The 26,132-nt window shown below is 73.5% G+C and carries 22 protein-coding genes; 8 read left to right on the top strand and 14 right to left on the bottom strand.

The features are described 5' to 3' along the window. Positions 1–5: 5 nt before the first annotated feature. The 5 genes from ACZ6S5_RS05645 to ACZ6S5_RS05625 all read right to left on the bottom strand — a co-directional run bounded on the left by ACZ6S5_RS05645 (position 6) and on the right by ACZ6S5_RS05625 (position 5,840). Positions 6–686, bottom strand: a complete 681-nt coding sequence (locus ACZ6S5_RS05645; RefSeq protein ID WP_465998089.1) for a maleylpyruvate isomerase N-terminal domain-containing protein — start codon at positions 684–686, stop codon at positions 6–8. 82 nt (positions 687–768) lie between these two features. Next, positions 769–1,152, bottom strand: a complete 384-nt coding sequence (locus ACZ6S5_RS05640; RefSeq protein WP_465998087.1) for a TFIIB-type zinc ribbon-containing protein — start codon at positions 1,150–1,152, stop codon at positions 769–771. Between the two features lie 23 nt (positions 1,153–1,175). Next, positions 1,176–1,808, bottom strand: a complete 633-nt coding sequence (locus tag ACZ6S5_RS05635) for a phosphoribosyltransferase (RefSeq protein ID WP_465998085.1) — start codon at positions 1,806–1,808, stop codon at positions 1,176–1,178. 56 nt (positions 1,809–1,864) lie between these two features. After that, positions 1,865–3,166, bottom strand: a complete 1,302-nt coding sequence (locus ACZ6S5_RS05630; protein WP_465998083.1) for a glycosyltransferase 87 family protein — start codon at positions 3,164–3,166, stop codon at positions 1,865–1,867. 139 nt (positions 3,167–3,305) lie between these two features. Next, positions 3,306–5,840, bottom strand: coding sequence for a putative bifunctional diguanylate cyclase/phosphodiesterase (locus ACZ6S5_RS05625; RefSeq protein WP_465998081.1), 2,535 nt, complete (start codon positions 5,838–5,840; stop codon positions 3,306–3,308). Positions 5,841–6,292: 452 nt separating this feature from the next. On the opposite strand from ACZ6S5_RS05625, the gene ACZ6S5_RS05620 reads away from it, so the two are divergent. The 5 genes from ACZ6S5_RS05620 to ACZ6S5_RS05600 all read left to right on the top strand — a co-directional run bounded on the left by ACZ6S5_RS05620 (position 6,293) and on the right by ACZ6S5_RS05600 (position 12,298). Continuing rightward, positions 6,293–9,367 (top strand): AfsR/SARP family transcriptional regulator, encoded by a 3,075-nt coding sequence (locus tag ACZ6S5_RS05620; protein ID WP_465998079.1) that lies wholly within the window; start codon positions 6,293–6,295, stop codon positions 9,365–9,367. Positions 9,368–9,592: 225 nt separating this feature from the next. Beyond that, entirely contained in the window at positions 9,593–10,084 is a 492-nt protein-coding gene (moaC, locus tag ACZ6S5_RS05615) for a cyclic pyranopterin monophosphate synthase MoaC (protein ID WP_465998077.1), read from the top strand. After that, entirely contained in the window at positions 10,081–10,551 is a 471-nt protein-coding gene (locus ACZ6S5_RS05610) for a MogA/MoaB family molybdenum cofactor biosynthesis protein (RefSeq protein ID WP_465998075.1), read from the top strand. The genes moaC and ACZ6S5_RS05610 overlap by 4 nt, the downstream gene beginning before the upstream one ends. 35 nt (positions 10,552–10,586) lie before the next feature. After that, positions 10,587–11,846, top strand: coding sequence for a molybdopterin molybdotransferase MoeA (locus tag ACZ6S5_RS05605; protein WP_465998073.1), 1,260 nt, complete (start codon positions 10,587–10,589; stop codon positions 11,844–11,846). Between the two features lie 20 nt (positions 11,847–11,866). Beyond that, on the top strand, positions 11,867–12,298 hold the full coding sequence (locus ACZ6S5_RS05600; protein WP_465998071.1) for a molybdenum cofactor biosynthesis protein MoaE: 432 nt from the start codon (positions 11,867–11,869) through the stop codon (positions 12,296–12,298). A gap of 35 nt (positions 12,299–12,333) precedes the next feature. Here the strand turns inward: ACZ6S5_RS05600 and ACZ6S5_RS05595 are convergent, their stop codons facing one another. Both ACZ6S5_RS05595 and ACZ6S5_RS05590 read right to left on the bottom strand, forming a co-directional pair. Beyond that, a complete protein-coding gene (locus ACZ6S5_RS05595) occupies positions 12,334–13,770 on the bottom strand; it encodes a glycosyltransferase 87 family protein (protein ID WP_465998069.1) in 1,437 nt (478 codons plus the stop codon). Positions 13,771–13,974: 204 nt separating this feature from the next. Beyond that, entirely contained in the window at positions 13,975–14,520 is a 546-nt protein-coding gene (locus tag ACZ6S5_RS05590) for a DoxX family protein (RefSeq protein WP_465998067.1), read from the bottom strand. 146 nt (positions 14,521–14,666) lie between these two features. Between ACZ6S5_RS05590 and ACZ6S5_RS05585 the strand changes: the two genes are divergently transcribed. Beyond that, positions 14,667–15,212 carry a GNAT family N-acetyltransferase gene (locus ACZ6S5_RS05585; RefSeq protein WP_465998065.1) on the top strand — a complete coding sequence of 182 codons (546 nt, stop codon included), beginning with the start codon at positions 14,667–14,669 and terminating at the stop codon, positions 15,210–15,212. A gap of 9 nt (positions 15,213–15,221) precedes the next feature. Here the strand turns inward: ACZ6S5_RS05585 and ACZ6S5_RS05580 are convergent, their stop codons facing one another. Then, positions 15,222–16,457 (bottom strand): AAA family ATPase, encoded by a 1,236-nt coding sequence (locus tag ACZ6S5_RS05580; RefSeq protein WP_465998063.1) that lies wholly within the window; start codon positions 16,455–16,457, stop codon positions 15,222–15,224. Between the two features lie 138 nt (positions 16,458–16,595). Continuing rightward, a complete protein-coding gene (locus tag ACZ6S5_RS05575; RefSeq protein WP_465998061.1) occupies positions 16,596–17,282 on the bottom strand; it encodes an LppU/SCO3897 family protein in 687 nt (228 codons plus the stop codon). Between the two features lie 87 nt (positions 17,283–17,369). Between ACZ6S5_RS05575 and ACZ6S5_RS05570 the strand changes: the two genes are divergently transcribed. Both ACZ6S5_RS05570 and ACZ6S5_RS05565 read left to right on the top strand, forming a co-directional pair. Further along, the gene (locus ACZ6S5_RS05570; protein WP_465998059.1) at positions 17,370–18,371 is read left to right on the top strand and encodes an EamA family transporter; all 1,002 of its coding nucleotides are present in this window, start codon (positions 17,370–17,372) and stop codon (positions 18,369–18,371) included. Positions 18,372–18,382: 11 nt separating this feature from the next. Continuing rightward, positions 18,383–19,135: a prepilin peptidase gene (locus tag ACZ6S5_RS05565; protein WP_465998057.1), complete on the top strand. Its 753-nt coding sequence runs from the start codon at positions 18,383–18,385 to the stop codon at positions 19,133–19,135. 91 nt (positions 19,136–19,226) lie between these two features. Here ACZ6S5_RS05565 and ACZ6S5_RS05560 read toward each other — a convergent pair whose 3' ends face one another. The 5 genes from ACZ6S5_RS05560 to ACZ6S5_RS05540 all read right to left on the bottom strand — a co-directional run bounded on the left by ACZ6S5_RS05560 (position 19,227) and on the right by ACZ6S5_RS05540 (position 25,987). Next, a complete protein-coding gene (locus tag ACZ6S5_RS05560; protein WP_465998055.1) occupies positions 19,227–22,421 on the bottom strand; it encodes a UvrD-helicase domain-containing protein in 3,195 nt (1,064 codons plus the stop codon). Positions 22,422–22,515: 94 nt separating this feature from the next. Next, positions 22,516–23,793, bottom strand: a complete 1,278-nt coding sequence (locus ACZ6S5_RS05555) for a metallophosphoesterase (RefSeq protein WP_465998053.1) — start codon at positions 23,791–23,793, stop codon at positions 22,516–22,518. Between the two features lie 20 nt (positions 23,794–23,813). Continuing rightward, on the bottom strand, positions 23,814–24,059 hold the full coding sequence (locus tag ACZ6S5_RS05550) for a MoaD/ThiS family protein (RefSeq protein ID WP_452311221.1): 246 nt from the start codon (positions 24,057–24,059) through the stop codon (positions 23,814–23,816). A gap of 3 nt (positions 24,060–24,062) precedes the next feature. Further along, complete coding sequence (gene moaA / locus ACZ6S5_RS05545; protein WP_465998051.1) at positions 24,063–25,076, bottom strand: GTP 3',8-cyclase MoaA; 1,014 nt, start codon at positions 25,074–25,076, stop codon at positions 24,063–24,065. Next, entirely contained in the window at positions 25,073–25,987 is a 915-nt protein-coding gene (locus ACZ6S5_RS05540) for a fructosamine kinase family protein (RefSeq protein ID WP_465998049.1), read from the bottom strand. Before ACZ6S5_RS05540 ends, moaA begins: the two co-directional genes overlap by 4 nt. Positions 25,988–26,132 lie beyond the last annotated feature (145 nt).

Genomic DNA, 26,132 nt, shown 5'->3' with positions numbered 1-26,132 from the left:
CGTAGTCAGCCGAGCAGCGGGAACCAGCCCGCGGCCTCGCCCAGGTCGCGCCGGTCGCGGTCGGTGAGCGGCAGCCGGCCGGTGGCCTTGAGCAGATACTCCGGGTCGTCCCAGCCGGCGGGTCGGACGGTGTCGTCGCTGAGCAGGCCGTCCACGGTGGTCACCGCGACGCGGGTCGGCGCCTCGGCGGGGAGCGGAGCGGCGGGCAGGTCCACCACCAGGTCGAGATGGTGGATGACCGCCTCGGTGGTCAGGGTGGCGAGGAAATCCGGTACGCGCAGCACGTGGCCCTGGGTGGCGACGTGCCCGTCCGGATCAGCGGCGGCGGCCGCCCGGACGGCGGCGGGGGCGGTGTCGGTCCAGATCCGCACGACGCCGCTGGGCCGTTCGAACGCGGCCGCCGAGCGGCGGGCCCACCAGGCGTGCCGCGCGCCGGCGTCGCTGGCGCCGCCCGCGAAGGCGCGCCAGTAGCTGACGTCGTCCACGTCGGCCGGCCCCTCGGCGGGGCTGGCCAGCGTGACCAGGGCCCGTTGGGCGTCGCAGAGGACGTGGAAGAGCAGGTCGGCGACGAGCCAGCCGCGGCAGCGGGTCGGCCGTTGCAGGTCGGCGTCGTCGAGCCCGCCGACCACCGCGGTGATCCCTTCGTACGCCTGGCCGAGCGCCTCGTGCTGCCGGATCGCGGTCATGAGGTGCAGACTGCCACGGCTGCGCCCGGTCGGCACGACGGCGGGCGGCCGGGCCGGTGGACGGCCCGGCCCGCCACTCCGGTCAGTCGAAGAGTTCGCCGAGGAAGCCGTGGTGCTTCTTGCGCCGGTAGTGGCCGTGGTAGCCGTAGTGCTGGCCGTGGCCGTACGCGGGCTGCGCGTAGCCGTGACCGGGCGGCGGCGGAGGGGGCGGCGGGACGGCGCCGTACCCGGGCTGGTGCGGGGCGGCGGGCGGTGGTGGTGGCGGCGGGGTGTAGCCGCCGGTCGCCGGGGCCGCCTGCTGCGGTGCGCCGTGCTGGCGGTTCCAGTTCGCCTCGGCCTCGAACAGCTTTTCGAGCTCGCCGCGATCGAGGAAGATGCCGCGGCACTCGCCGCACTGGTCGATGACGACTCCGCTGCGCTCGTACTGGCGCATGTCTCCGTGACACTTGGGGCAGGTGAGCTGCATGGGACCGACGGTACCCGGTGGACTCACGCGGTGGCCTTGAGCGTTTCCGTCACCTCGTCGTCGGAGACCTCGTGGAAGTCCTCGTAGTACGCGCCGACCGCCATGAAGTCGGGCGGGGTCTCCAGGATGACCACCTGGTCGGCCTCCGCGGCCAGCATCTCGTACGCCTCCCGGGAGCCGACCGGCACCGCCACGATGACCCGGGCCCCGCCGAGGTGGCGGGCGACCTGCACGGCGGCGCGGGCGGTGGCGCCGGTGGCCAGGCCGTCGTCGACGATGACCGCGGTTCGCCCGGTGAGGTCGAGCGGCGGGCGGCCGGCCCGGTAGAGGCGCTCGCGGCGCTCCAGTTCGGCCTGCTCCCGCTGCCGCACCTCGGCGCGTTCGGCCTCGCCGATCCGGTCGGCGACCATCTCGTTGAGCACCTGCACGCCGCCGGGCCCGAGCGCGCCGTAGGCCACCTCGGGCGCGTACGGCACGCCGAGCTTGCGGACTACGAGCACGTCCATGGACACGCCGAGCCGCTCGGCGATCACCCGGGAGACCTCCACGCCGCCGCGTACCAGCCCGAGGACGATGACGTCCGGTCGCCCGGCGAGGTCGGTGAGCTTGTCGGCGAGTCTTCGGCCCGCGTCGGCCCGGTCGCGGTAGGTGGTCATGTCCTCAGGTGTACGCCCTGCCGGCGGGCCGCGTCCGGGAGTTTCCGGAATGCCGGTCAGGCGGGCACCGCCCGGCGGTCGCGGGTCTCCGCCAGCACCAGCGCCGGGGCCAGCACCAGCAGGGCGACCGGGTAGAGCAGGTAGCCGAACCGGGTGGAGGGCATCAGCAGGATCGCCGCGAGCAGCCCGTACCCGCAGATCAGCGCGGTGGAGGCGGCGGTGCGCGGCGGGCGGCGCAGCAGCCGGACGGTGATCGCCACCCCCACCGCGACCAGCAGCGCGGCGGCGACGATCCGGCCGGCGGGCAGCGCGGCGGCGATCAGGTGGCCGGGGAACGGGGACTGTGCGGGGCTGGTCACCAGCCCGTGCCCGAGCGGGAAGCGCAGCACGTTCTCCACCAGGGCATCCCGGTCGACCAGCAGGGCGGGGAGGAGGGCGACCGCCGGCAGGCCGAGGGCGCCGAGGGCGGTCCGCAGGCCGGCCCGGCGGGTGACGGCCCAGCAGACCAGCACGAGCGCCACCGGCCAGGCGAAGAGCTTCAGCGCGCCGGCCACCCCGACGGCGACGCCGGCCCGGCCGGGTCGGCCGGCGGCGGCGAGGGCCAGCGCGAGCAGGCAGAGCGCGAGTACGGGCAGGTCGTCGCCGCCGGTGGCCAGGGTGAGCGCGCAGAGCGGCAGGACGGTGGCGGCCTGGACGCCGCGCAGCACGGCGGCGTCCCGGCGGGGCGCGTCGGGGGCGGGCGCGGCGCGCAGGGTGGCCACGGCGGTGGCCAGCACCAGCGCGGTGACCAGGGCGAACCACACCCGGGCGTCGGTCCACCAGGCGTCGGCGGCGGCCCGGGGCAACCCGAACAGCGCCATTCCCGGCTGGTACGGGGTGTAGCCGAGCAGCTGTTCCGCCGGCGGGAGCGCGGCGATCGCGTCGTGACCCAGGTAGGGGGTGCCGTGTTCGACGAGCCGGATGCCGGCCTGCTCGACCACCACCACCTCCTCCTGCGCCCGGTCGGTACGCCCCGCCGTCCGCTGCGCGCTCTGCGCCACGATCGGCAGCAGCGCCGTGGCGGTCCAGGCGAATCCGGTGACTGCCCAGCGGGCGGGGAGCCCGGCCAGGGTGGTGCCGAGGTGGTGGCGTCGGGCGAGGAGTTGGCCGGTCACCAGGAGGGTCGCCAGCAGGTAGCCGACGGCGGCGATGGTGCCCCAGGCGCGGTGCGGTGCCAGGGTGGAGGTACCGGCGGTGACCCCGGCGAAGACCGCCGAGACGGCGTAGAGGCCCAGGTCGAGGGCGAGGCCGCCGGCGGCGGAGTCCACGGCCTGCCAGCGACGGGTGGCGGGGGCGGCCCGGTGGGGGTCGGCGGTCACGCCGGCCAGTCTGGCAGACCCGTCGGACCGGCCGGTTGCGCTGGGGGCTCCCAAGCTTGATCGACTCCACCTGCGGCAGACCGCGGTGTCCCGGTCCCGGGAGAGCCCGACCTGCCGCACCTTGAGCGGATCAACCGGGTCAGCCTCCGCCGCGTTCGCCGGTCCGGCCGGTGTTGGCGCTGCCGGCGGTCCGGTTCCTGCCTCCCGTGCGGCGGCCGGGCAGGCGGATCACCGCGCCCGCGTCGTGCAGCGGCGGGGCGAGCGCGCCGGGCTGTCCGCCCGCGCCCCGCTTGAGGGCCGCGAGCAGCGCGCCGGCCGGCAGCGGCCGGGCGAAGAGATGACCCTGGCCGGCGGCGCAGCCCAGCTCCCACAGCGCCCGCCGCTGCGGTTCGCTCTCCACGCCCTCGGCCACCACGGTCAGGTCGAGACTGCGGCCGAGGTCCAGCGTGGAGCGGATCACCGCGGCGGCCTCGGGCGCGCTCTCCATGGCGGTGACGAAGCTGCGGTCGATCTTCAGCTCGTGCACCGGAATGCGGGAGAGCAGGGAGAGCGAGGAGTAGCCGGTGCCGAAGTCGTCGAGCGCGAGCCGTACGCCGGAGTCGCGGAGTCGGCTGAGCACCTGGTCGACGACGTCGAGTTGGCTGAGCGTGAGGGTCTCGGTCAGTTCCAGCACCAGCCGGTCGGGCGGCAGGTCGTGCGCCCGTAGCCGGGCCAGCACCGCCCCGGGGAAGCGCGGGTCGAGCAGGCTGCGCGGGGACACGTTCACCGAGACCGGGAGGTCGAACCCGGCGGACCGCCAGGTGCCGGCCGCGATCAGTGCCTGGTCGAGGATCGCCTCCGCGAACGCGGGCAGCAGCCCGGAGCGTTCCACCGCCTCCAGGAACCGCAGCGGGTCGATCATGCCGTGGGTCGGGTGGTGCCAGCGGGCCAGCGCCTCGGCGCCGATGGCCGCGCCGCTGCCCAGGTCGACGATCGGCTGGAAGGTGACGGTGAACTCGTGGTCGGCGACCGCGCGGGGCAGTTCACCGCCGAGGGTGAGCCGGCCCAGGTCGGCGGTGTCGCGGGTCGGGGCGTACGTGGAGATCCGCTGGCCGGTCCGCTTGGCCTGGTACATCGCCACGTCGGCGCGGCGGAGCAGCTCGGGCATTCCGCCGCTGGTCGGGGCGACGGCGATGCCGCCGCTGGCCTCCACGCTGATCCGCATGCCGTCCAGGTCGAGCGGCTCGTGCAGCGTGCCGAGGAGCGACTCGGCGCGGTGCGTCGCGACCGCCGGGGCGGGCAGGCCGCGCAGCAGCACGGCGAACTCGTCGCCGCCGAGCCGGGCAACCAGGTCACCCGGGCTGGCCGCCGCCCGCAACCGGTCGGCGACCTGCGTCAGCACCTGATCGCCGGCGCCGTGTCCGAGGGTGTCGTTGACCTCCTTGAAGTGGTTGAGGTCGATCAGCACCAGCGCGGTGACCCCGTCGGCGTGCCGGTTGGTGAGCTGCTCGGTGCCCTCGTCGAGCAGGTGCCGGCGGTTGGAGAGGCCGGTCAGGGCGTCGTGGGTGGCGGCGTACTCGTGCTCCTCGGCGATCCGGGCCAGCTCGGCGTACGCCTGCGCGTTGCGGACCGCGGTGCACAACGCCGAGGCGAAGGTACGCAGGGTGTACTGCTCCCGCTCGGAGAGCTGCACGGGGCCGGCGAAGCGCAGCCGCAGCACGCCGAGGTCGACGGTTCGTTCGTGTCCCTCGAGCCCCACCGGGAGGACCGTGCCGTCCACCGTGCTGGGCTCGGGGCTTTCTCCTTCGTACGCGATGCCACCGGTGCCCCCGCGGACCGTGCGCCGCCCGTCGCGCAGCTCGATCTCGACCTCGTCGGCGGAGAAGAGTTCGGCGGCCTGGGTGACCGCGGTGGTGAGCACCTGGTCGAGGCCGACCACGTTGAGCGCGTCGGTGGTCCGGGCGAGTCGCTGCCAGGCCTGCTGCTCGGTACGGGCCTTGACGCGGTTGGAATAGAGCAGGTGCAGGCTCAGCACCAGTGGCGGCACCGCCAGTAGGAATCGGCCGTCGGCTTGAAGAATGAAGACGGTCCCGATGATCACCAGGAGTCGGGCCACTGCGGCCCCCACCCGCAGCCCCCAATCCTCCTTGAACAGAACTCTGAGGTGCTCCCCGGTCGCCATCGAGATGACGGGAAGGGTGATCGCTTCGTCCAGCACCACAGCGGTTGCATAGGCGACCGAGAACGGGAGGATGGCGTGGGTGATGTCGTCGCCGAGTCGCCAGCCGGCGATGTGGAGCACGAAGCCGGCCGTAGTGGCGACCAGCATGTTCTTCCCCACGCCGAACGCCGTTTTGAACGGCGTTACCCGGGTGAGGAACATGGCCAACGCGAGCCCGCAGCCCGTGGCCAGGATGACCGCCGGCGCGGGAGCGACGGCGAGACCGATCATGATGGCGGTTTCGGTCCAAGCAAAGTTGTGGTTGCTGGCTCGGATGCGGATTCGTACCTTCACCGAGAAGCCGACCGCGACCAGGGAGGCGACGGCGACCCAGACGGGTGGTGTCGTGGCGAGGCCGCCCGTGCCGATTTTGACGAGCGAAACAGTTGCCGAGGCGGCCGCCAGAACGACGACGAGACCGACTAGCGACGTCAGTCGCTGATCGGTCTCGTTACGTCGATCCTCAGAAGCCACCCATCGTCCTCATGTGGTAACCGATGGCTATCGAGCCTCTGAAGCGTACCCCGCTTCTCGTCACAGTAGAAGCTTGCTCAGGTCCACTCGTGCGACTTCACAACGACCCCCAGCCGTAGATGTTGCCTTCCGATGCCGGGAGTCTAGGCAGGGTTCGACATAGCTTGTACAGATATTTGTCTTTATATGCAACATCAGAGAAATGCAGGTCATTTGTGACGGTCCGTCCACCATTCAAATGCGGAGCGCTCGAAGGTGGGCCCGTGTCGTCGCCATCGCCTCAACTCAGTGTGGCGCCGCCCCGGCCCCTTTCTCCATCCGTAGTTCGGGCTGCTGCTGATTGGTGATCGGCGACATCGCCTCGTGTGCTCGAATGGCACATCCTCTTTGTTGAGGTGTCGACCACTTGGTAGATGCTGGACGACGTAAACCTACGCAGGGTGACCCCGTGGATGCCCTTCGAGTTGGAGCAGGGAACTGTGGAGATCAGAGTTCTGGGCAACCTCGAAGTTGTACTCGACGGCCGCGAGATGTACCTGGGCACGCCAAAACAGCAGATCGTTCTGGCAATGCTGGCAGTTCATGCCGGACGCATGGTGACACTCGAAACGCTGGTCGATGAACTGTGGCCAGAGGAGCCACCGCGTTCCGCAGTAGCGAACGTCCGGACCTACGCCGGAAATCTGCGTCGCATGTTCGAAAAACTGCACCGGCCCGTGCTGATGCGTCTGCCCGGAGGCTACCGGCTCGAGTTGGGCGACGAGTCGCTCGACGTGATCAGATTTGAACGCCTTGTCGAGGGTGCCGGCCGCGCGTGGGCGGACGGGAATGTCGACAAGGCGGCGGCCCTGCTGTCGCGCAGCGAGGAACTCTGGCGCGGCGCACTGCTGGCCGGTCTGTCCGTGGGGCCCGTCCTCGGAGCGCGGCGGGCGTCGCTCAACGAGCAGCACCTGTCCGCGATCGAGTTGCGGGCGAGACTTGACCTTAACTTCGGGCGTACGAGAGACGCCGTTGCCTTTCTCACGGACCATGTCGTAACGCACCCCTACCGGGAGCAGGCCCATGTTCTGCTCGCCAGGGCGCGCTATGCGGACAGCGACCCGGCCGGCGCACTGGCCGTGATCGACCATGCCCGGGCGGTCCTGCGGGAACACCTCGGGGTGGAGCCGGGGATCGAGTTGCAGGCGCTGCGGCAGAGCATCATGAATCGGGCCGATGCGAGTCTCGATGTACGGCCTCAACCTGTCGCCGATTCCCTCTTGCAGGAAGACAAGGAGCACTGCGCGGCACCCCGCATCGAGCCGGCCAACCGCCTGCCCCGTCCGGTGGCGAACTTCGTGGGCCGAAAAGAGTTGGCTGAGCGCCTGGTGGCTCAGATTGTCGAGGACGGCCCGTACGAGGCGGCGATTCGGGTCATCGATGGTATGGCGGGCAGCGGCAAGACCGCGTTCGCTGTCCATCTGGCGTACCGCCTGGCCAGCCACTATCCGGACGCTCAGCTCTTCATCGACCTCCGCGGGCACGCCGAGGGAGTACCGGTCGATCCGGCCGATGCGCTGACCGGGCTGCTCCGCCAACTCGGCGTTCCCGCCGGCCGGATACCGACAGACCATCTGCTCCGCGCCGAGCTGTGGCAGCGCGAGCTGCGCGGACGCCGCGTCGTTGTGGTGCTCGACAACGCGGCCAGCAGCGAGCAGGTTCGGCCGCTCCTACCAGCAGCCCCCGGCTCCGTCGTCCTCGTCACCAGTCGACGCCGGCTGTCGCCCGGCGACATCGGGCCGCCCGTGCCGCTTCCGGCCCTGACCCCAGAGGAGGCGATCCATCTGCTGGCGCACACTGCCGGCGAAGATCGGGTGCACCGGGAGCCCGAGGCGGCGGTGGAGGTGGTGCGTCGGTGCGGTCATCTGCCGCTCGCCATCCGGCTGGCCGGGGGGCGTCTTCTGCACCGGCCCACCTGGGGGGTCGCCGACCTGGCCCGACGACTGAGCGCCGGGCAGACGGTGCTGCGGCAACTTGCCGTCGAACAGCAGACCGTGGCCAGCGTCTTCACCGCGTCGTACGAGCCGCTGGCGGAACCGGTCAAGCGGTTGTTCCGGCTCGTCAGCGTCCACCCTGGTGTTCACTTCGACGCGCCGATGGCGGCGGCGCTCGTGGACCTGCCGCTCGATCGGGCCGAGCAGGTGCTGGACGAGCTGCTGGATCAGCACCTAATCGAGGAGGTTGAGCCGGGCCGCTACCGCCTGCACGACCTGATGCGCCATTACTCGGCCGAGCTGTCCCGGGATCTGGATGAGGTCGGGATCCGGAGGAACGCCGCCGAGAGGCTCCTCGACCACGTGCTGCACGAGGTGGTCGGCCGAGCACAGTCGCTGGAGCAGCTCGCGCTGCCCCGCCAGCTCCGTCTGGGCGCGGCCCGTCGCCCCGACCTGCTCGGACAGTCCGATCCGGGAGACGTCGAGTGGTTGGAGCGGGAACGCTCGAACTTGCTCGCGCTCATCGCGTCCGCCGAACAGGAGTCCCACCACGGCTACGCGTGGCGAATCGCTCGGGCGATGTGGCGGTTCTGCTACATCCGGGGCTACTTCGACGACATTTTCGCCACCCACCGCACCGGTCTCGCCGCCGCCGAGAAGGGTGGTGATCGGGCGGCGGAGGCCGCCATGCACAACTACCTGGCCTCTGCGTACACCCGCACTGGCAGCTACCTGGACTCGCTGCGGCACCTCGAGGCGGCGGTGTCCATCACCCGTCAGCTCGGCGACCAGTTCAGCGAGAGTCGCTACCGGGCTAACCTAGTGGTCGTCCACATGCTGACAGGCGATCTGGCCCGCTCGGTGAGCCTCGGGCGACAGTCGCTCCGTGAGCGCCCCGGTCCTCCCGCGGTGGACTCGATCCTGGCGCTGGCGAACCTCGGTCTCGCTCTCACCGTCGCGGGGCGCTACGGGGAGGCGCTCAGGGCCCACCGACTTCATCTCTTCATCGCGCGGTGCCGGGGGAGTCACTACGACATCTCGGCTGCCCTGGGGCACATCGCTGCCGTGGAGAACCGGCTCGGACGCTTCGCCAAGGCTGCCCGACTCATCATCGCGTCGCTTCGGTTACGCGGCCGGACCGGGCACCGGTTCGGGGAGACCGAGGCCCGCAACGACCTGGCGATCGCCTACCGGCACCTGGGCCGGCTGGACGAGGCGCGGGAGCAGCACGAGCTGGCCCTCGACCTCGCCGTGGACTCGGGAGAACGGCACGTGCAGGCGGCCGTGTGGAACGACCTCGGCATCACGTCGGCGCTCGCGGGACGTACGGATGAGGCGATCGTGGCCCACCGGCGCGCACTTGACCTGGCGACCCGCATCGCGCACCCGTACGAGCAGGGCCGCGCCCTCGTCGCGCTCGCCGATCACCTCCGCGACGACGAACCGGAGCAGGCCCGCCGGTATCGGCAGCGTGCCCTGGCGATCTTCCGTCGGATGGGCGCGCCGGAGCGGGAGGCAGTGGAGCGGGTCCTCGCCGAGCCGGAAGGCAGTTGAGGCGCTTATCGATTTCTTATCGCGTCGCCGGCTAGCGTCTCCCTCCGTCGGCGAACGGGGGAGGTCCGGTACCGGGGACGGGCCGAGTCGACGAGACGCCCGCCGGCGAGTTCCCCCCAGCGACCTGCCGGCGGGTAGGTGCGGGAGGAGCGCCACCGGCACCCACGGCGCTCCTCCCCACCGACCGGACGCGGCCGGTCGTACCCGAGGGATAGGCTCGCGGCCGTGACCGAACCCGCGCAGCTCACCCACGTCGACCCGGCCGGCGCGGCCCGCATGGTCGACGTCTCCGCCAAGCCGGTCTCCGGGCGGCTCGCAGTCGCCGCCGGCCGGCTCCGCACCACGGCCGAGGTGGTGGAACTGCTGCGCCGTGACGGCCTGCCCAAGGGCGACGCGCTCGCCGTCGGCCGCCTCGCCGGGATCATGGGGGCCAAGCGCACGCCGGATCTGATCCCGCTCTGCCACCCGATCGCCCTGCACGGTGTCACCGTCGACCTGCGGCTCACCACCGACACCGTCGAGATCACCGCGACCGCGAAGACCGCCGATCGCACGGGCGTCGAGATGGAGGCACTTACCGCCGTGGCGGTGGCCGGGCTCGCCCTGGTCGACATGGTCAAGGCCGTCGACCCGGCCGCGTCGATCGACGCGGTGCGCGTGCTGCGCAAGGAGGGCGGCAAGACCGGCGAGTGGGTGCGGCCGGAGGACCGGCCGTGATCCGGGCCCGGGTGATCGTGGCATCCAACCGGGCCGCCGCCGGGGTGTACGCGGACACCAGCGGTCCGCTTCTCGTCGCCGGCCTGCGGGAGCTGGGCTGTCAGGTCGACGACCCGGTGGTCGTGCCGGACGGCGAGCCCGTCGGCGCCGCGCTGCGGACGGCCCGGGACGAGGGTGTCGACGTGGTGCTGACCAGCGGGGGCACCGGCATCACCCCGACCGACCGGACCCCGGAGGTGACGCGCGGCCTGCTCGACTACGAGATCCCCGGCATCGCCGAGGCGGTCCGGGCGCACAGCCGGGACAAGGTCCCCACCGCCGCGCTGTCCCGCGGGCTGGCCGGCGTGGTCGGCCGGATGCTGGTGGTCAACCTGCCCGGGTCGCGCGGTGGGGCGAAGGACGGGTTGGCGGTGCTCGCACCGATCCTGACCCACGCGGTCGACCAGCTGCGTGGCGGCGACCACTGACCACGCGTGGGCCGCACCGGCGATAGGCTCGCCGGATGAGCACGGAAACCGCAGCCGCCGCTGCGCAGGTCGCCGCGCCGCCGCCGGCCGGGTGGGAGGAGGCCCGCTCCCGGGTGTACGCGGTCGGCCTCGCCGCCGCGCTCCCCGCAGTCGACCGGCCGATCGCCGACGCCGACGGGCACACCCTGGCCGAGCCGCTGACCACGCGTACCGACCTGCCGGCGTTCCCCACCTCCAGCATCGACGGCTGGGCGGTGCGCGGGGACGGGCCGTGGCGGGTGATCGGCCGGGTGCTGGCCGGGCAGACCCCGCCCCCGCTGGCCGACGACGGCACCACCGCCGAGATCGCCACCGGCGCGATGGTCCCCGTGGGCACGACCGCGATCCTGCGGATCGAGGAGTCGACTCGTACGCCGGACGGCCTGGTCGCCGGCACGCCACGCCCGCAGCGGGAGTGGCGGGAACCGGGCGAGGAGGCGTACGCCGGGGAGGAGTTGCTGCCGGCCGGCACGGCGGTCGACCCGGCGGTGATCGGCCTGGCCGCCTCCTGCGGGCATGACACGCTGCGGGTCCGCCGGCAGCCGCGCGCCGCGCTGCTGGTCTTCGGCGACGAACTGCTCACCGCCGGCCCGCCCGGTGCCGGCCGGGTCCGGGACGCCCTCGGTCCGACCGTGCCGGCCTGGCTGCGCCGCTACGGCTGCCAGGTGCGCCCGGCCGACGTGGTCGGCCCGGTGGCCGACACGCTGCCCGCGCACGTGGCCGCGCTGCGCGGCGCGCTGGCCAACGCCGACCTGGTCTGCACCACCGGCGGCACCATGCACGGCCCGGTCGACCACCTGCACCCCACGCTGGAGGCGCTCGGCGCCGACTACGTGGTCAACACCGTCGCGGTCCGGCCGGGCTTCCCGATGCTGCTGGCCCGGCTGGTCGACGACGACGGCCGGGTCCGCTTCGTGGCCGGCCTGCCGGGCAATCCGCAGTCGGCCGTCGTCGCGTTGGTCTCGCTAGTCGCGCCGCTGCTCGCCGGGCTGGCGGGCCGGCCGATGCCGGTGCTGCCGCAGGTCACCCTCGCCGAGCCGATCCCCGGTAGGGGCGACTACACCCATCTGGCCCTGGTCCGGGTGGACCGGGCCGCCGGCACCGCGTACCCGGTGCGGCACGTCGGTTCGGCGATGCTGCGTGGTCTCGCCGGGGCGGACGGCTTCGCGGTGATCCGGCCGGGCAGCACCGGCGAGGCCGGCGCCCTGGTGCCGGTCGTCCCGCTGCCGCTCATCCCCGGGGAGCGGTCATGGTAGTCGCGAGCGAAGGAGGAACAGTGAGCCCGGTTGCGGGGGTGACCATCGGCGCGGTGACCGACCAGCCGCTCGACCTGGCCGCGCACGAGGCGGCGGTCGCCGACCGGCGGGCCGGCGCGGTGGTCTCGTTCCAGGGCGTCGTCCGCGACCACGACCACGGCCGCGGTGTCACCCTGCTGGAGTACGAGGGCCACCCCACCGCCGAGGCGGTGCTCCACGAGGTCGCCGCCGAGATCGCCGCCGACCCACAGGTGTACGCGGTGGCGGTGTCGCACCGGATCGGCCGGCTGGAGATCGGCGACGTCGCCCTGGTCGCCGCGGTCAGCACCGCGCACCGGGCGGCCGCGTTCGCGGCCTGCGCGCGGCTGGTCGACGAGGTGAAGGCGCGGCTGCCGATCTGGAAGCGGCAGGTCTTCGCCGACGGCACCGAGGAGTGGGTGAACTGCCCCTGATCGGTCCGCCCGTCCGGACGAGAGCGGGCGGACCGTCAGCGCCGAGCGGTCAGCTGAGCGGTGCGGACCAGCCGGTCGTGGTAGAAGGCGGGCTCGGCGCCGGGCCGCCAGGGCAGCGCCGCGACCAGCACGATCAGCGCGATCGCCAGCGAGTTCTCCATCAGCGCGCCGAACAGGCCGTCCTGGTAGTGCGACACCTCGGGGAGTTGGTGCTCGTACGGCCAGATCGGCGAGATCAGGAAGAGCAGGTAGAGCGCGAGCGCACCGACCCCGTGCCGCAGCCCGGTGAGGGTCGGGTACCAGATCGGCGGGCGCAGCGGCGGCACCCCGCCGGCCGGCGGTGCCCCGGTGACCCGGGTCGACAGCCCGCGGCTGGCCTCGCGGCGGCGTACCGCGGCGTCGGCCAGCACGATGATCGCCGGGATCACGAACACCAGGTGGTGTGACCAGGAGATCGGGCTAATCACGTTGGCGGTCAACCCGACCAGGGTGAAGGCGGTCAGCTCGTCGCCGTCGGCCCGGGCGCTGGCCGCCCGGGACAGCCCCAGCGCCAGCACCAGCACCGAGAAGGCCAGCCAGAGCAGGCCGGGCGTCTCGATCGAGTCGTAGAGCCGGGCCAGCAGGCCGGCCAGGGACTGATTGGCGGTCATGTCCGCCGCGCCGACCCGCTCGGTCTGCCAGAGCACCGAGCTGAAGTACGTCCGCGACTCCTCCCCGCAGAGCGCGAACGTCCCGAGGGTCACGCCGAGAGCGGTGCCGATCGCGGTCACCGCCGCGCGCCACTGCCGGGTGATCATCAGGTACGCGACGAACAGCGCCGGGGTCAGCTTGACCGCGGTGGCCAGGCCGATGCCGACGCCCGCCCAGGCGCCGCTGTAGACGAACCGGGCCAGTGCCGAGTCGGCCGTGTCGTGGTGGGTCCCCCGCTTGGCCCGCCACCGCAGCCCGACCAGGTCCGCCATGATCAGTGCGAAGAGCAACAGGTTGACCTGGCCGTAGCCGAGGGTCTCCCGGGACGGTTCGATGGCCAGCGCCAGCGGCGTGGCGACGGCGACGGTGTACCAGAGCGGCCAGCCGAGCCGGTCCACGATCGGGCGCAGCAGCGCGGCCAGCACGACGGCGAGCGCGGCGATGCTGGCGAGCGCGTTGAGCCAGCCGGCGGCGCCGACCGGCAGCCACGACATCGGCAGCATGACCAGCCCGGCGAACGGCGGGTAGGTGAAGCCCAGGGTCGTGGAGGGTGCGATGAAGTCGTACAGCTCGTTGCCGCTCGCCCACCACACCACGGCACCGTGGTAGATCTTCATGTCGAAGAAGTTGTACGGCCGCCCGAAGGTGCCGATGGCGAGCCAAGCGGCGTAGGCGACGGCGGCCACGATGCCGGTCCGTACGACTGTCCTGCGATCGATCCCACGCGTTCCGCGACGGACTGGAGCGAGGCGGTCCATCCGTCTACCGACAGTCGCCGGCATGGCGGTGCCACCCCCGTACCAAGATCGTCCTACCCGTCCAGGTCCCGCACGGAGCCTAGAACGGCGCCTCACGTTGCTGCCTCCCGCGTTATGCGACCGTGTCCGATCCCACACGTGTTTTTGACATTTCCACCGCGTTAACGGGTGTCGGACGGTTCAGGTGATTGATGGCCTTGCGGGGGGTGGTGGCCGTATTGATGCAGGTCAGCCTGGGAGTCGGCGGGCGGTGGCCGCCGAGCGGGTGGCGATCTTCGCCTCGCGGCGGGCGGTCCGGACCGCGCGCTGAACCGAGCGTCGCGAGTGGTCGATCCGGTGGCCGGCGCGCCAGCGCAGCCCGGGCTTGCCCTCGGTGTCGGCGGCGGCGAGGAGCAGTCCGCCGAAGAGCCCGAGGTTCTTCAGGAAGTGGACCTGGTTGTTGTTCTTCGCCGCCGGGTCGTCGTTGTTCCAGAAGGGATGACCGGCGATGGTGACCGGCACCAGCGTGCCGGCCAGGGCGAGCGCGACGGGCCGGGTGAACTTCCCGGTCGCCAGCATCAGTCCGCCGACGAGTTGGGTGGCCGCGTTGGCCCGGATCAGCGTCGCGGTGTCGGTGGGGATCCGGGGGTGCAGGTTCTGGATCAGCGGGGCGACCCGGTCGGTGACCGGCTGCGCCGCCGGGACCAGTCGGCCCGGGTTCTGCAGGTTGCGGGCGCCGCTGACCACGAAGATGCCGCTCAGCATGACACGGGCGAGGGTACGCACGGGCTTCATGGATCAGTCATACCCCGTCGGGCCGGCCGTTACCCGGGCAACACCCGAAAGGGATCGGCCGACGTGGACGTCCGACCCGGACGCTCCGGCGGCCGATTTCAGCGACCGTCGCGGATGGACCGGCCGGGCGCGGTAAGGTCGCGCGGGTGACGACCCTGCGACTCCGACCCGAGGATCCGGCGGACGAGGGACCGGTCGCCGGGGTGCTGGCCGCCGCCTTCGCCCGCCCCGACGTGGCCACGCCGCCCGAGGTGGCCCTGGTCGACGAGCTCCGGCACAGCGACGCCCGGATCCCTGAGCTGGCCATGGTCGCCGAGTACGGCGGCGAGGTCGTCGGCTACGCCTTGTTGACCCGGGTCCGGGTGTGCACCGAGCGCGGCTCGTACCCGGCGCTGGCGCTCGGCCCGGTGGCGGTCGCCCCGCACCGGCAGCGGATCGGGCACGGCACCGCGGTGGTGCAGGCCGCCCTGGACGCCGCGACCGAGCTGGGGGAGCGGCTGGTGGTGGTGCTCGGCGACCCGGCGTTCTACCGGCGCTTCGGCTTCGGCCCGGCCGACCGGCTGGGCCTGACCAGCCCGTGGTCCGGGCTCGGGGAGCCGTGGCAGGCCCAGGTGCTGCCGCCGGTCACCAGCGACGAGGCCCCGCCGGCACCCGGCGAGGTGGTCTTCCCGCCGCCCTGGTCGAAGGTCTGACGCCGCCGGTCAGGCCGGCTGGGTCCGCAGGTAGCGGCCGAAGTGCGGGACGGTGAAGGCGACCGTGCCGCGTTCGCCGGAGTAGATCAGCCCCTTCTTGATCAGCGCGTCCCTGGCCGGGGAGAGGCTGGCCGGTTTCCGGCCCAGCGCCCGGGCGATCTCCGCGGTCGGCACCGCCGCGTCCATGTCGTCCCGGCCACTCTCCTCCCCCTCGATCAGGGAGAGGGTCGCCATCGCCCGCATGTACTCGCGTTCCGCGGGGGTGGCCCGCTCGAACCGGGAGCCGAAGAAGCCGACCGCCAGTTCGGCCTCCGCCTCGGGCGCCGCAACCCGGACGTCCGCGGCGGTGATCGGCGAGCGCGGGGCGTGGTCCCAGGTGGCCTTCCCGTACGCCTGGACGAAGTACGGGTAGCCGCCGGACTTCTCGTAGAGCAGGTCGAGCGCCTTCTGCTCGTACTCGACCTCCTCCCGCTCGGCCGGCGCGCAGAGCGCCTGGTCGGCGGCGATCCGGTCCAGCCGGTCGATGCGCTGGTAGCGGAAGAGCCGCTCGGAGTAGGACTTGGCGGCGCTGAGCACGGCCGGCAGGTGCGGCAGCCCGGCGCCCACCACGATCAGCGGCGCGCCGAGCTGGGACAGTTCGTGGCAGGCGGCGCAGAGCGCGGAGACGTCCTCCGCGCCGAGGTCCTGCATCTCGTCGATGAAGATCGCGATGCCGGTGCCCACGTCGGTGGCCACCGCCGCCGCGTCGCTGAGCAGCTCGACCAGGTCGATCTCGATGTCCCCGGAGTCGGCCCGCCCGCTGCTGGCTGGCACGTCGATGCCGGGCTGCCAGCGGTCGCGCAGCTTCGGGGCGGCCCCGCCCCGGCCGGTGGGCGCGGACCGCTGGGCGAAGGCCTTGAGTACGCCGAGGAAGGCGTCGATCCGGTCCGGGGCGCGGTGCCGGGGCGCCAGTTCGCGGACCGCCATGTGCAGGGCGGCGGCGACCGGCCGGCGCAGCGACTGGTCGGGCCGGGCCTCGATCTTGCCGGTGCCCCAGAGGTGGATGATCGCCTGCGAGCGGAGGGTGTTGAGCAGGACGGTCTTGCCGACCCCGCGCAGGCCGGTGAGCATCAGGCTGCGCTCGGGGCGGCCCCGGGCGATCCGCTCCAGCACCACGTCGAAGACGTCCAGCTCCCGCCCCCGCCCGGCGAGTTCGGGCGGGCGCTGGCCGGCGCCCGGGGCGTACGGGTTGCGGACCGGATCCACGAATCGCAGAGTATCGGGCCGTCTAGCTGGGAGGCTAGACATCCGTAGATGGGGCTACCGGCGTGTCGAGCGCTTCGAGACAAAACTAGGGCTGTCTAGCATCCGTGCTAGAAAGCCCTAGTTTTGGCTACGGCGGGGTCAGTGCCGCTTCAGGCAGAGCACGAAGTCGAGGGTGTCCAGCTCGCTGTCGAAGAAGAACCAGTCGGTGTAGCCGGCCACCTTGGCGCACTTGGCCTCGGCGTCCTTCTCGCCGCTCGTCGGCCCGTCGATCCGGCTCAGCACCTCGTACGTCTTCGGGGCGCACTCGGTGATCACCAGCTTCGGCTCGGCGACGCCGCCGTCATTGCGCACGCACTGGCCGGCCCGGACGAACCGCGGATCGGTCGAGGAAGCCGGGGCGGCCGCCGTGGTCGCCGGAACGGGCTGCCCGCTCGCCGCCGGCGGGTCGACCGCCGGCGCGGTCGGGGTACCCGGCGCGCTCACCGGCCCGGGCTCGTCCCGGCCGAGGACCCAGAACGCCGCCGCACCCACGAGCAGGAGCACCATCGCCACGGCCAGCACGGCGACCAGTGGACCCTTGCCGCGCTTCGGTCGGGGCGGGTTCCGGTACGGCGGGCCGCCCGGGTCTGGTCCGCGCGGCGGGAAGGTCGGTGGGATGGGCTGCCCAACGTCCCAGCCGGCCGGCGGTTCGTACCGCTGGGCGGGCGGCTCGTACTGCGGAGCGGTCGGCGCGTACCGCTGGTTGGGTGCGGGGGCGTATCCGTCGCCGGGCCACCCGTCCCGCGGATCGGGTGAGCCGCCGCCGGGTGGTCCGAAGTTCGACATGGAAGGCCCTCCTGGGTGCACCCGAGCTGAGAGGCCGGCCACCAACGGAGGACGGCGACGTCCTGGCCACCGTAGCGTGGTCCACCGATGAGCTCACGCCCCGCGAGTGCGACACCGGTCGCCCACCCCGCCCCGCCCGCACCCACCACCCGACCTGCGCTGATCTGGACCGCGCTGGTCCTCGTCTACGTGCTCTGGGGCTCGACGTACCTGGGCATCCGGGTCGCCGTCGAGTCGCTGCCGCCGCTCACCTCCGCGGCGATGCGGTTCGCCGCCGCCGCCGCGCTGCTCGCCCTGGTGCTGCGCCTGCGCCGAGGACCGGGGGCGCTCCGCGTCGACCGGCGGCAGCTCGGCTCCGCCGCCCTGGTCGGCGTACTCCTGCTGGCCGGTGGCAACGGGCTGGTGGTGCTCGCCGAGTCCGGCCCGCCCGGGGTGGGGGTGCCCTCCGGCATCGCCGCGCTGCTGGTGGCCACCGTCCCGCTGCTGGTGGTGCTGCTGCGCACGCTCGGCGGCGACCGCCCCCGGCTGTGGACGTTCGCCGGGGTGGCCCTCGGTTTCGTCGGCCTCGTCCTGCTCGTGGTGCCCACCGGCGGGTCGGGGACGGTGCCGGTGGTCGGCGCGCTCACCGTGGTCGTCGGCGCCACCAGCTGGTCGGTCGGCTCCTACCTCTCCGGGCGCATCCGGATGCCGGCGGATCCGTTCGTGGCCACCGCCTACGAGATGCTCGCCGGTGCCGTGGCGCTCGGCGTGATCGCCGCCGGCCGGGGCGAGCTGCGCGACTTCTCCCCCGCCGAGGTGACCGGCCGCTCCTGGGCGGCGCTGGCGTACCTGATGGTGGCCGGCTCGCTGGTCGCCTTCACCGCGTACGTCTGGCTGCTGCACCACGCGCCGATCTCGCTGGTCGCCACCTACGCGTACGTGAACCCGGCGGTCGCGGTGGCGCTCGGCGCGCTGCTCGCCGCCGAGCCGGTCACCGCCCAGGTACTGCTCGGCGGCGCGGTGATCGTCGCCGGGGTGGCGGTGGTGGTGAGCACCGAGCGTCCGCGCCGGCAGGTCGACGGGGCAGCCGCCGAGGCGGCCCGCCGGTAACATCCCGGCACGTGTCCGCCGGGCTGGTGACGGGTGTCGCGCTCCTCGGCGCGCTGGCCGGCTGGGCGGCCGTCCCGCTCGCCCGCCGCTTCACCGGACCGGCACCCGGTGCCCAGGCATCCGTAACTGACGCATCCGGTGCGGACGCGTCCAGGGCCGACGCAGCCGGGCCGCCTCGGGTGGCCGACGCAGCCGGGCCGTTGCCGGCTGCCGGCGAGCCGGGAGTCCGACGCCGGCCGGTCGGGCGGCTCGGCACGAGCCTGGCGGGCGCGGTGGTGTTCGGCGGGCTGGCGGCGGCGCTGGGCGCCAACCCGGCGCTGCCGGCGTTCCTGCTGGTCGGGGCGGTCGGGCTGGTGCTCGCTGTGGTGGACCTGGCCTGCCTGCGGCTGCCCGACCCGCTGGTGGCGCTCGCCGCGGCCGGCGGTGGGCTCGGCCTGGTGCTGGCCGCGCTGGCCGGTGACACCCCGGGCCGCCTGCTCCCGGCCTCGGCCGGCGCCGCCGCCTCCTTCGCCGGGTACGTGCTGCTCGCCCTGCTGCCCGGCGCCCGGCTCGGCTTCGGCGACGTGAAGCTCGCCGCGGCGCTCGGCCTACCGCTCGGCTGGCTGGGTTGGCCGACCCTCGGCCTCGGGCTGCTCCTGCCGCACCTGCTCAACGGCGTGGTGGCGCTCGCCCTGCTCGCCGTCCGCCGGGTACGCCGGGACGCCGCCCTGCCGTTCGGGCCGGCGATCCTGGTCGGCGCCTGGCTGGCGGTGCTGCTCGCCTGACACGGGATCGACATCGCCTTGCGGCAAGTCGGGTGTCCCAGCTCCAGGAAACCCCGACTCGCCGCAACCGAAGTGGATCAAGACGTGGCGGTCAGATCAGCCGGAGCTGGCGGTCCTTGGGACGGCGGGCCTCGGGTTCGCCGAACCGCTCGAACAGGCCGGGGTCGATCACGTCGAGGAACGGGGACGGCCGGCAGTCGCGTTCGGCGCCGTGCCGGGCGCGCCGGGCGGCGTGGCTGACGTACAGCCGGTCCTGGGCGCGGGTCAGCCCGACGAAGAAGAGGCGGCGCTCCTCGGCCACCGCGTCGTCGTCCGGCTCCGACCCGGGCCAGCGCAGCGGCAGCAACCCGTCCTCGGCTCCGACCAGGAACACCACCGGGAACTCCAGGCCCTTCGCGGCGTGCAGGGTGAGCAGGGTGACCGCCTCGGCGCGCGGGTCGAGGGCGTCCACCTCCGCGCCCGTGGCCAGCTGCGACAGGAACAGCTCCAGGTCGTCGCCGCAGCGGCGGGCCAGCGGGGTGAGCAGGTCCACCGCCACCCGGACGTCCTCGGGGCGTACCGAGCCGGAACCGTCGAGGGTCGGCACGGCGAACCGCTCCGCCAGCACCTGCCCGGCCAACCGGACCCGGGCGGCCAGCGAGCCATCCAGTCCGGTGTGTCGCAGCTCGCGGGCGATCGCCGTCACCCCGGGCCGGTCCCGGAGCCGGTCGTGCGAGCGCTTCTGCACCGGGATGTTGGCCCGGGCCAGGGCGTCCACGATCGGGGCGGCCTGCGAGTCGGTGCGGTAGAGCACCGCGATGTCGGAGAACGACAGGGAGGTCGACCGGCCGTCAATCCGACCCGAGTCCAGCGACCGGTGGGAGAGGCCGCCGACCAGGTCGTCGATGGTGCGTACCAGGAAATCCGCCTCGTCCGCGACGGAGGCCGCGGCGTAGCGGCCGACCAGCGGCGCCTCCGGGTCGAGCCGGGCCGGGTCGAGCCGGCGGCCGCGCACCAGCGACGACGGCGCGATGGCCTGCACCGCGGCGGCCAGGATCGGCGCCGACGAGCGGTAGTTGCGGTTCAGCCGGACCAGGCGGGCGTCGGTGAAGTCCTGGGAGAAGCGCAGGAAATAGCTGACGTCCGCGCCCCGGAACGAGTAGATCGCCTGGTCGGGGTCGCCGATCGCGCACAGGTTGCCGTCGGCGGGGGAGAGCAGTCGCAGCAGCTCGTACTGGACCGCGTCGACGTCCTGGTACTCGTCGACGAAGATCCACTTCCAGCGCTCGCGGTACTCGCGGACCAGCTTCCTGTCAGCCCTCAGCAGCGCCACCGGCAGGGTGAGCAACTCGTCCAGGTCGACCAGGTCGCGCTTGCGCAGCAGCCCGGCGTACGCCTCCGGGTCCTCGCCGGCCTCGGCCCGGGCCGCCGCCCGGTCGGTGTCGTCGGCGATCCGGAAGTCCACCGGCAGGCCGGCGGCCTCGGCGTTCTCCCGCAGGATGGTGAGCCCGAGCGAGTGGAAGGTGCCGACCGTGACGTCCTCGGCCACCGGGCCGAGCAGCCCGTCGAGGCGGTGCCGGAGCTCCTCGGCCGCCCGCCGGGTGAACGTGATCGCCAGGCACTGCTCGGGGAAGACGTTCAGCTCGGCGCAGAGGTACGCGATCCGGTGGGTCAGCGTCCGGGTCTTGCCGGTGCCCGGCCCCGCGACGATCAGCAGCGGGCCGCCCGGCGCGGAGGCGGCCACCCGCTGCATCGCGTCCAGCCGGTCCAGCAGGCCGGTGCCGACCTCCTCCATGCCGGCGAGCATCGGCTCGAACGGCTCGTGCGGGGAGGGCGCCGGCGCGATCGGTGGTGGGGGCGGCGGCGGGGTCTTCCGCTTCGGCTCGGCCTTCGCCGCCGCCGGGCGTCGGGTCCGGGGCTTCGACGCCGGCTCCGTGGGCTTCCGCTGCGCGGGCACGGGTACGTCGAAGAGCGTGTCCTGCGCGCCCGAGCCGCTGCCGCCGCTGCCCAGCTCGGCGGGGTCGAAGAGGGTGATCACGCCGTACTCGCCGTCGTAGCCGGGGACCCGGCGCACCTCGCCCCGGCGCAGCCGGCCGATCCCCTCGGCGAGCAACTCACCGCCGACCCGGCCGATCTCGTCCAGCGGGGTGCCGGTCAGGATCTCCAGCTCCGGGCCGAGCGCCGCGATCAGGTCGTTGAGCTTCCCCTCGACCTTCTTGGACCGGGCGCCCACCTTGTTGATCTCGCCGAGGATCTCGGCGAGCGGGACCAGGTGGGTGACCTCCCGGGCGTGTGCCGGGCGGTGCCCCTCGGGCCGGTCGGCCAACTCCTCGACGCGGCTGAGTACACCCACCGTCAGCGGCCTGCCGCACTCCGGGCATCGCCCACCGGCCTCCCGCGTCCGCTCCGGGGACCAGTTCACCCCGCACAGCCGGTGGCCGTCGGCGTGGTACTTGCCCTCTTCCGGGAAGAACTCGATGGTGCCGGCCAGCCCGTCCCCGGTGCGCAGCGCCTCGCGGATCGCGAAGTAGTCGCGGCCCGAGGTGAAGACCGTGGCCTCGCGGGCCAGGGCGGGCGGCGAGTGCGCGTCCGAGTTGGACACCAGCTGGTAGCGGTCCAGGCTGCCGACCCGCCAGTTCATCCCCGGGTCGGAGGAGAGCCCGGTCTCCACCGCGAAGACGTGCTCGGCCAGGTCGGCGTAGCAGTCGGCGATGGCGTCGAAGCCGGACTTCGAACCGAGCGCCGAGAACCAGGGCGTCCAGATGTGCGCCGGCACCAGGTAGCCGTCCGGGCTGGCCTCCAGGGTGATCTCCAGCAGGTCCCGGGAGTCCAGGCCGAGGATCGGCCGGCCGTCCGAGCCGAGGTTGCCGATCCGCCCGAGCGTGGTGTTGAACCGGGCCACCGCGTCCAGGTCCGGCAGGTAGATCAGGTGGTGCACCTTGCGGGTCCGGTCGTCCCGCTTGTAGATGGTGGAGATCTCCACGCTGAGCATGAACCGGACCGGGGCCGCCTCGGCCGCGCTCGCCAGCCGGGGCGGCAGGCGGCGGGCGATGTCCCGCTCCGCCTCGGGGCTGAGCCGGAACAGGCCGGGCTCGGCCGGGTGCAGCGTCTCCCGCAGGTGGTCGTACCAGGCGGGATGGGTGAAGTCGCCGGTGCCGAGCACGCCGATGCCCTTGCGCCGGGCCCACCAGCCCAGGTTGGGCAGGGTCAGGTCGCGGCTGCACGCGCGCGAGTACTTCGAGTGGATGTGCAGATCCGCGACGAATGGCGGGAGGCCACCGGGGGGTGCGGCGCTGAACGGAGGCACGCCGCATCCTGTCACGCCCGGTCCCCTGGCCGTGCGCCGCCACGCGTACGCGTGACCTGTGCAATCCGCCGCTGGACCGCGCGGCCCGGGCGCGCTATTGGGCGCGCAGCTCGACCAGGGTCACCTGCGGCGGGGCGCCGACCCGGACCGGCGGCCCCCAGAAGCCGGCGCCGTTGGTCACGTAGACCTTGGTGCCGTCCACCTCGCCGAGCCCGGAGACCACCGGCTGCTGGAGCGGGACCAGCAGGTTGAACGGCGCCATCTGGCCGCCGTGGGTGTGCCCGGAGAGTTGGAGGTCGACGCCGAACTTCGCCGCCTCGTGCGCGGCCACCGGCTGGTGGGCCAGCAGCACCACCGGGCGGCTCGGGTCCCGGTCGGCCAGGGCGGCGGCGTAGTCGGCCGGCGCGGCCAGCCCGGTGCCGGCGGCCGTCACGTCATTCACCCCGGCCAGGTCCAGCACGCCACCCCGGGCGTGGATCTCCTGGCGCTCGTTCTGCAGCACCCGGACGCCGAGCCGGTCCACCTCGCGGACCCACTCCTCGACGCCCGAGTAGTACTCGTGGTTGCCGGTGACGAAGAAGCTGCCGTACCGGGAGCGCAGGTCGCGCAGGGGGGCGGCCTCGTCGCCCAACTCGGCCACCGAGCCGTCGACCAGGTCGCCGACGATCGCCACCAGGTCGGCGTCCATCCGGTTGATCATCGCGACGATCCGCTCGGTGTGCGCGCGGCCGGTCAGCGGCCCGAGGTGGATGTCCGAGACCGTGGCGATCCGCAGGCCGTCCATGCTGCGCGGGAGCTTTGCCAGCGGGATCCGGACCCGGTCCAGCTGCGGCGGACCGAGCGCGGTGCGGACGCCGTACCCGGTGATGCCGGCGGCGGTGAGCCCGGCGAAGATCGCCGCGCCCCGGGTGAGCAGCAACCGTCGGGACGGGTCGTGGTCCGGCTGGCCGACCGCCGCCGCGGCCGGCGGGTCGACCGCGTGCCCGGCCGGATCGTCGGCGCTGGTGCCGCCGGCCAGCGGATCGGCGGCGCCGACCAGGGCCGGCTCGGGGGCTGCCGCGGTGGGCTCGGCGACCGCCGCCCGGCGCCGCAGCACCAGCTTGGCCACCGCCATCGGCACTTCGAGCACCAGCAGCACGACCAGCAGGTAGAACATCAGCGCCAGCCAGATGAACCCGAGCCAGGCGACCCAGTGCATGCCGGCACGGGTAACGATCATGGTGGCCGGGATCAGCACCGCCAGCAGCAGTACGGCGACCCCGCCGAGTCGCCGCCGACGCCCGGGGACGGTGGTGTCCCGCACCAGCCGTTTCCACAGGTAGAGGTGGATGAGGGCGGTGACGAGCAGGACGAAGCCGACGAACGTCGCCATCGCCAACACGTGGGCTCCCCTCAGCCGCCGGCGAACGGCGGCAGCACGTCGACCGTCACGCCGGCCGGCAGCGGTGCCTGCCGGTCGTGACAGGCCAGGCCGTCGACCAGGAAACTCGCCGCCTTCAGCACGACGGCCAGCCGCTCGCCGTGCCGGGCGGCCAGCTCGTCGACGAGTTCGTCGAGCGACCGGCCGGCCGGGACGGTCTCCTCCGATCGGCCGGCGGCGGCGCGCGCCCCGGCGAAGTAGCGGACGGTGAGTTGCACCGGTCAGCCTCCGATCGCCGACATCGGGCGGGCGGGTTGCAGGAAGGTGGGGTCGTCGATGCCGTGCCCGGCCCGCTTGCCCCACATCGCCGCCCGCCACCGGCGGGCCAGTTCGGCGTCGTCCGCCCCGCCGCGCAGGGCGCCGCGCAGGTCGGACTCCTCGGTCGCGAAGAGGCAGGCCCGGACCTGCCCGTCGGCGGTGAGCCGGGTGCGGTCGCAGTCGCCGCAGAACGGCCGCGTCACGCTGCCGATCACCCCGACCCGGGCCGGCCCGCCGTCCACCAGCCAGGTCTCGGCGGGTGCCGCGCCGCGCTCGGCCGGATCGGCCGTCAGCGCGAACTCCCGGCTCAGCGCCGCCAGGATCTCGTCGGCGGTGACCATCGTCGCCCGGTCCCAGCCGTGCTGCGCGTCCAGCGGCATCTGCTCGATGAAGCGCAGCTCGTAGCCGTGGGCCAGGGCGAACCGGAGCAACGCCGGCGCCTCGTCGTCGTTGACCCCGCGCATCAGCACCGTGTTGATCTTCACCGGGGTCAGCCCGGCCGAGGCCGCGCCGGTCAGCCCGGCGAGCACGTCGGCGAGCCGGTCCCGACGGGTCAGCGCGGTGAAGCGAGCCCGGTCCAGGGTGTCCAGCGAGACGTTCACCCGGTCCAGCCCGGCGGCGCGCAGCGCGGGCGCGAGCCGTTCCAGCCCCAGGCCATTGGTGGTCAGCGAGATCCGGGGGCGGGGCTCCAGCGCGGCCACCGCCGACACGATGCCGACCAGTCCGGGCCGGATCAGCGGCTCCCCGCCGGTGAAGCGGACCTCGGTGACGCCCAGCTGCCGCACCGCGATCCCGACCAGCCGGACGATCTCGTCGTCGCCGAGCAGCTGCGGCCCGGCCAGCCAGGGCAGCCCCTCCGCCGGCATGCAGTAGGTGCAGCGCAGGTTGCACTTGTCGGTCAGCGAGACCCGCAGGTCCCGGGCGACACGGCCGTACCGGTCGACGAGGACCCCGTCGGTCGTCGGGGCGGCGGTCACCTGTCGACCGTAGCGCGTCCGGTGCCCCGCAGCGCGGCGCGGGCGGCGGTTCCCACCGCGTCCCGGTATGCCGCGCCGAACAGGGCGGTGTGCACCAGCAACAGGTGGAGGTGGTGCACCGGCACCCGCTCCCGCCAGCCGTCGGCCAGCGGCCACACCTCCTGGTAGGCGGCCATGATCCGGTCCAGGTGCGGCGGGCCGCCGAAGAGCGCGAGCTGGGCGAGGTCGGTCTCCCGGTGGCCGCCGTGCGCGGCCGGGTCGATCAGTCGGACCCGGTCGTCGGCACCCCAGAGCAGGTTGCCCGGCCAGAGGTCGCCGTGGATCCGGGCCGGTGGCTCGTCACCGCCGAGCTCGCCGATGCGGTCGACCAGCTCCTCCACCAGGGCGGCCTCGGCGGAGGTCAGGGCATCGTTGTCGACCGACATCCTCAGGTACGGCAACAACCGGCGGCGGGCGAACCACGCCGACCACGGGCCGGGGTCGGGCGTGTTGTCCTGCGGCAGCGCGCCGATGAAACCGGCCCACTCGGCGCCGAACCCGGGTGCCCCGGCCCGGTGCAGCCCGGCCAGCTCGCGCCCGAACCGCTCGGCCGCCTCCGGGCTCGGCTCGCCCGGCTCGACCCAGTCCAGCGCCAGCAGCTCGGGCAGCGCCACCAGCACCTCCGGCACGGCGACCGCGCCCGCCTCGCGCAGCCAGCGCAGCCCGGCCGCCTCGGCGGCGAAGAAGCCCTCCGGCACCGGCCGGCCGGCCCGCTCCGGCCAGGTCTTGGCGAAGACCGAGTGACCGTCGTCGAGGGTGAGCCGGGACGTGGCGCAGATGTCCCCGCCGGAGACCGGCGTCTCCCGGATCCGCTGGTGGGTCAGGAAGGTCGGCAGGTGCTCCGGGTGTGCCCGCAGGTACGCCAGGTCCATGAGCGCAAGGTAGCCGGTCGGACCGACGCTCGCGGGGTCCTGTGCCGTCCTCGGCCGGCGCCGATCGACGTTCACCTGCACCGATACTCTCCGTATCTGTGGACAACCCGCGTGTCGTCCACAGGGCCTGTCGGGGTGGGTCGGG

This window comes from Micromonospora sp. NPDC051924 (assembly GCF_055586005.1).
This window is presented reverse-complemented; position numbering and strand designations above follow the sequence as displayed.

Excerpts from the sequence above, each read along its gene's own strand:
- ACZ6S5_RS05575 (WP_465998061.1), bottom strand. The coding sequence starts at position 17,282 with ATGTCGAACTTCGGACCACCCGGCGGCGGCTCACCCGATCCGCGGGAC.
- ACZ6S5_RS05620 (WP_465998079.1), top strand. The coding sequence starts at position 6,293 with ATGCCCTTCGAGTTGGAGCAGGGAACTGTGGAGATCAGAGTTCTGGGC.
- ACZ6S5_RS05570 (WP_465998059.1), top strand. The coding sequence starts at position 17,370 with ATGAGCTCACGCCCCGCGAGTGCGACACCGGTCGCCCACCCCGCCCCG.
- ACZ6S5_RS05605 (WP_465998073.1), top strand. The coding sequence starts at position 10,587 with ATGAGCACGGAAACCGCAGCCGCCGCTGCGCAGGTCGCCGCGCCGCCG.
- ACZ6S5_RS05645 (WP_465998089.1), bottom strand. The coding sequence starts at position 686 with ATGACCGCGATCCGGCAGCACGAGGCGCTCGGCCAGGCGTACGAAGGG.
- ACZ6S5_RS05540 (WP_465998049.1), bottom strand. The coding sequence starts at position 25,987 with ATGGACCTGGCGTACCTGCGGGCACACCCGGAGCACCTGCCGACCTTC.
- ACZ6S5_RS05635 (WP_465998085.1), bottom strand. The coding sequence starts at position 1,808 with ATGACCACCTACCGCGACCGGGCCGACGCGGGCCGAAGACTCGCCGAC.
- ACZ6S5_RS05590 (WP_465998067.1), bottom strand. The coding sequence starts at position 14,520 with ATGAAGCCCGTGCGTACCCTCGCCCGTGTCATGCTGAGCGGCATCTTC.
- ACZ6S5_RS05595 (WP_465998069.1), bottom strand. The coding sequence starts at position 13,770 with ATGCCGGCGACTGTCGGTAGACGGATGGACCGCCTCGCTCCAGTCCGT.
- ACZ6S5_RS05555 (WP_465998053.1), bottom strand. The coding sequence starts at position 23,793 with ATGGCGACGTTCGTCGGCTTCGTCCTGCTCGTCACCGCCCTCATCCAC.
- ACZ6S5_RS05640 (WP_465998087.1), bottom strand. The coding sequence starts at position 1,152 with ATGCAGCTCACCTGCCCCAAGTGTCACGGAGACATGCGCCAGTACGAG.